Annotated in this window: 3 protein-coding genes; all 3 read right to left on the bottom strand. The window is 43.0% G+C overall.

Annotation, left to right across the window (positions count from 1 at the left end; genetic code table 11):
- Positions 1–260: 260 nt before the first annotated feature.
- The 3 genes from tnpA to AAGC65_RS21280 all read right to left on the bottom strand — a co-directional run bounded on the left by tnpA (position 261) and on the right by AAGC65_RS21280 (position 4,057).
- Positions 261–722: an IS200/IS605 family transposase gene (tnpA, locus tag AAGC65_RS21290; RefSeq protein ID WP_343114479.1), complete on the bottom strand. Its 462-nt coding sequence runs from the start codon at positions 720–722 to the stop codon at positions 261–263.
- 34 nt (positions 723–756) lie between these two features.
- A complete protein-coding gene (locus AAGC65_RS21285) occupies positions 757–3,021 on the bottom strand; it encodes a glycoside hydrolase family 31 protein (RefSeq protein WP_343114478.1) in 2,265 nt (754 codons plus the stop codon).
- A 133-nt stretch (positions 3,022–3,154) separates the two neighbouring features.
- Complete coding sequence (locus AAGC65_RS21280) at positions 3,155–4,057, bottom strand: sugar phosphate nucleotidyltransferase (protein ID WP_343114477.1); 903 nt, start codon at positions 4,055–4,057, stop codon at positions 3,155–3,157.
- Between the last annotated feature and the right edge of the window lie 79 nt (positions 4,058–4,136).

Raw genomic sequence — 4,136 nt, 5'->3', positions numbered from 1 at the left:
TAGTTAGTTCTCTAAATATGGTTTCGAGAGTTTTGGACAATTAAGCCCCATTGGGAATGCCAGTTTATAGTTAGTTCTCTAAATATGGTTTCGAGAGTTTTGGACAATTAAGCCCCATTGGGGATGCCAGTTTATAGTTAGTTCTCTAAATATGGTTTCGAGAGTTTGGGCCATCGAGCCCCATAGGGGCTACCTGTTTATAGCAAATGTTTTTAAATAAGTTTGGCTCCATAGGAGCCTCCAATTAACAGAGAATTGCATTATTCTATAAAATCAAACAAGTACTGTTCTTCAAATGGAACCTCAAATTTTTTTAATAATTCCAGATATTCTTGTTTGAATGTCTTTTTCTGATGATGAATTTCCTGATCTAATACATATTTTACAACGGCGTCAACATGTGATTGAGAATAAGAGAATACACCATAACCTTCCTGCCAGCTAAACTTGCCTTTAATCCAATTTTTGCTATTTATGAATTCATTGCTCTCAACCTTGATCTCTTTCACAAAATCGGAGATAGAGATAGTCGGTTTAAAACCAACAAAAATGTGAATGTGGTCAGGCATGCAATGAATAGCAAGCAATTTTGCTTTTCTGTTTTGAACAAGACTGGTAATGTATTTGTGTAATTCCTCTTTATTGTTTTTTGAAATAAGGCTTTGCCTGTTTTTTACGGCAAAAACAAATTGAAGATAGATTTGTGAAAAGGTATTGGCCATGAATTGTTTTCTGACAGTTAAAGATAATGGTTTTTCAATATCCTATCTCCATCACCCCATTTTCCAAATCAAACATTTCTTGCTTCAAATTAACTTTCCCGAAGCCGTGTAATACCAATTGTATCTTGCCATATTTAGATGAAAACGTGCCCTCTACGCTCGATAAATGAATAACCCGGTTAATAGGCTCAAAACCGATCTCTCGCTTATAGAAAGCGCCAGTCTGATAATCGTAAGATAGGCCATCATCTTCATAGTATGTAAAAAGGCAGGGTTCTTCATTATGCCAGATGTGCAGTTCCAGTATGCCATCACCTTGTTCAGCGGTGCTTTGTACGATATGCTGCATGGGGACAATGCTCCCTGCCTTTACAAACACGGGCAGATCAGTTAGCGGGGCATCGACATTCACGATCTGATCACCATTGAATTTTTCATTAGTGCTTAAACGGTACCAACTGCCGGGCGGCAGGTAAACATCCGTATTCATGCGGGTACTTTCTACAGGGGCAATCAGCAAGGCATCGCCAAACATAAACTGGTTCTGGAAACGTGTGTCGAATACTAGGTCATCAAACGAATGCTCAATGGCCAGCGTGCGGCTCAGCGGCATGCCGGTTAAGTGCGACTGGTAAAAGGCCGAATAGATATAAGGCAGTAACTTATACCGCTGTTCAATATCCTTTTTGATGATCTGCTCGTTGGCTTCGCCCCACTTCCAGGGCTCGCGCATTTTGCTGCCTTGTATGGCATGATTACGGAACATGGGGGTATATACACCCAATGAGTTCCAGCGTACCATGAGTTCAGGCGTAGGGTTGCCGCTAAAACCGCCGATATCAACCCCGGTAAATGCCATGCCGGTAATACCCAAACTGTTTACCAGGCGCTGTCCAAGCAACATGTGTTCATCAGTGCCGGTGTTATCACCCGTCCACACGGCCGAATAGCGCTGCGTGCCGGCATAAGCGGCACGGGTTAATACAAACGGCCGTTTGTTGCCCAAAAGCTTGCATGTGCCCTCATAAGTGGCCCGGGCCATCTGCGTGCCGTAGGCATTGCGCACTTCTGGCATATCTTTATCACCAAATTGCACCAGCCAGGGCATGTTTTGTCCCCAGGCGGCAGGTTCGTTCATATCATTCCAAAAGCCATCTACACCAATGTCAGTTAAAGCGGTGAATGCCGCGCCCCACCACTCACGCACATCTTCCCTGAAAAAATTGGGGAAATGACAGCGGCCGGGCCATACGTAGCCGGTATAGTTTTCGCCGTTGGGGTAGGTGGCAAAGTAGTTGTTGGCTATGCCCTCATCATATTGCTGGTAACCTTCCTCTATCTTAATGCCTGGATCAACAATGGTAACGAGGTGAAAGTTCATGGCCTTCAGCTCATCCATCATAGCTTTGGGTTTGGCAAATGTTTTTTTGTTCCAGGTGAATATCTTGAAACCTTCCATGTAGTCAATATCGCAGTAGATCACATCTGCAGGTATTTGTTTTTTGCGAAAGGTTTTGGCTATGTCAAGAACCTCAGCTGCGCTCATATAACTCCAGCGACATTGCTGATAACCGAGGCTCCACAGTGGCGGCATTTCCATGCGGCCGGTTAGCCAGGTGTAATCGGCTAAGAGTTGCGGCACACCCTGCGCACCGAAGAAATAATAATTCTGGTCTCCGCTATCGGCTCCAAACCAGCTCATTTGGTTATCGGTAGTAGCGCCAAAATCGAAATAGCTTTTATGCGTATTGTCTAAAAACAGCCCGTAAGTTAAACCGCTATGCAGGCCGATAAAGAAAGGAAAAGTTTTATACAGCGGATCGGTTTTAGGGGTATAATCAACCGCGTCAGTATTCCAGTTGGTATAGGAACTGCCGCGACGGTCAAGATTGCCTGTTTTTTCGCCCAGACCAATAAATCTTTCATCTGGGTACAGCTTGCGGTAAGTTATTACCCTTGAACCCTGCCAGGTGGTACCAAAACGCTCATCATCTTCGCTCAAAGGTTTACCATCGGCAGTATAAAAATTAAACCTTAAAGGCGATTTATGGATGCGAAGTTTCAGGGCCGAAGTATTGATCCGGATAAACTCTGCCGATTCGTCAAAATCAAAATCAGGAACAGGCTTTTGAATCACAGCAAAGGACGTATCCGCATCATGATGATTCTTGCTGATACATATCCTGATAATAGTTGGGCTATAAATGTATACACGTGCCTCACCTTCGGCCGCCTTGATCACCAGAGCTTCGCCCTGTTGTTTAAAACCCTGTATATTTCCTGATATTGTTGTTTCCATGTTGGCTATAAGTATTTAATATCTGCACAAAAATGGAACGCTACAGGGTTTTATTAGTTTTTGTAAATGTAAAAAGTATGTAAAACAAAAATCCCGCTCAAGGGCGGGATTTCGTATGATCGTGGGGAAATAATTAGTCCCAAAGTTTTTCAGGGTAAGTGCCATTGGCTACCAGTTCTGATATGCTTTTTTGTACAATGGGCTTATCTTCTTTGTAAGTTACACCGAACCATTTTGAACCGGTTGGGATTACTTTAAATTTAGCAGCGCCTGTTTTGATCAGCTCATCAGCAGCCAGCGGAATAAAGAACTCCGCTTTAGGGTTGGTTTCATTAGCCTCAACAAAACGCTGAAACATTGGCAGGCTTTGCTTGAATATGGCAGGGGTAAAACCCCAGAAATTCATAGATACGCGGGTGTCATTTGGTAAAGCATGTTCGCCGGTAGCATCTTTATAAGCCACGCTGCCATCTTCTTTAAAATAAACCTCGGTACGCTCGTTAATTTCAACCATGTTGCCGCTGTCATCAACTTTACAAACACCGCGCGATACAGAACCATAATCAGACAGGGTCCTGTCAATCTGGTAGCCGATCAGTGAGTAGGTATCATCGCTAACTTCAGTGGTTAAAAACTTTGCCATTTTTTCAAATGAGTCATAACCGTAATAGTCATCAGCATTGATAACGCAAAATGGCTCGTTCAGTTGGTTGCGGGCAGCAAGTACAGCGTGAGCGGTACCCCAGGGCTTAGCGCGTTCAATGGTTTTATCAATGCCAAAGGGAGCAAGGTCATAGTTTTGAAAAACGTAGTCGGTTTCAATGCGGCCTTTAAGCTTTGGCTCAAAAATAGCTTTAAAGCTATCTAAAAATTCCTCGCGGATAATGAAGCTTACTTTGCCAAAGCCAGCTTTTATGGCATCGTATATAGAATAATCAATAATAGTTTCACCGTTGGGGCCAAAGCCATCAACTTGTTTCATGCTGCCGTAACGGCTGGCCATTCCGGCGGCCAAAATAAGAAGTGTTGGTTTCATAGATATGATATGGGGTATTTAAATACTCGCTTAATGTTTTATGAAATTTTTATAATGAATGAATCTATACCCAAATTGT

Origin of the sequence: Mucilaginibacter sp. (assembly GCF_039207105.1) — a bacterium.
Lineage (GTDB): Bacteria > Bacteroidota > Bacteroidia > Sphingobacteriales > Sphingobacteriaceae > Mucilaginibacter.
Note: the sequence above shows the minus strand (reverse complement) of the source record. Positions and strands in the feature narration are given on the sequence as shown.

What these genes read in the sequence shown, in the direction of transcription:
- tnpA (WP_343114479.1), bottom strand. Translation starts at nt 722, where the DNA reads ATGGCCAATACCTTTTCACAAATCTATCTTCAATTTGTTTTTGCCGTA.
- AAGC65_RS21285 (WP_343114478.1), bottom strand. Translation starts at nt 3,021, where the DNA reads ATGGAAACAACAATATCAGGAAATATACAGGGTTTTAAACAACAGGGC.
- AAGC65_RS21280 (WP_343114477.1), bottom strand. Translation starts at nt 4,057, where the DNA reads ATGAAACCAACACTTCTTATTTTGGCCGCCGGAATGGCCAGCCGTTAC.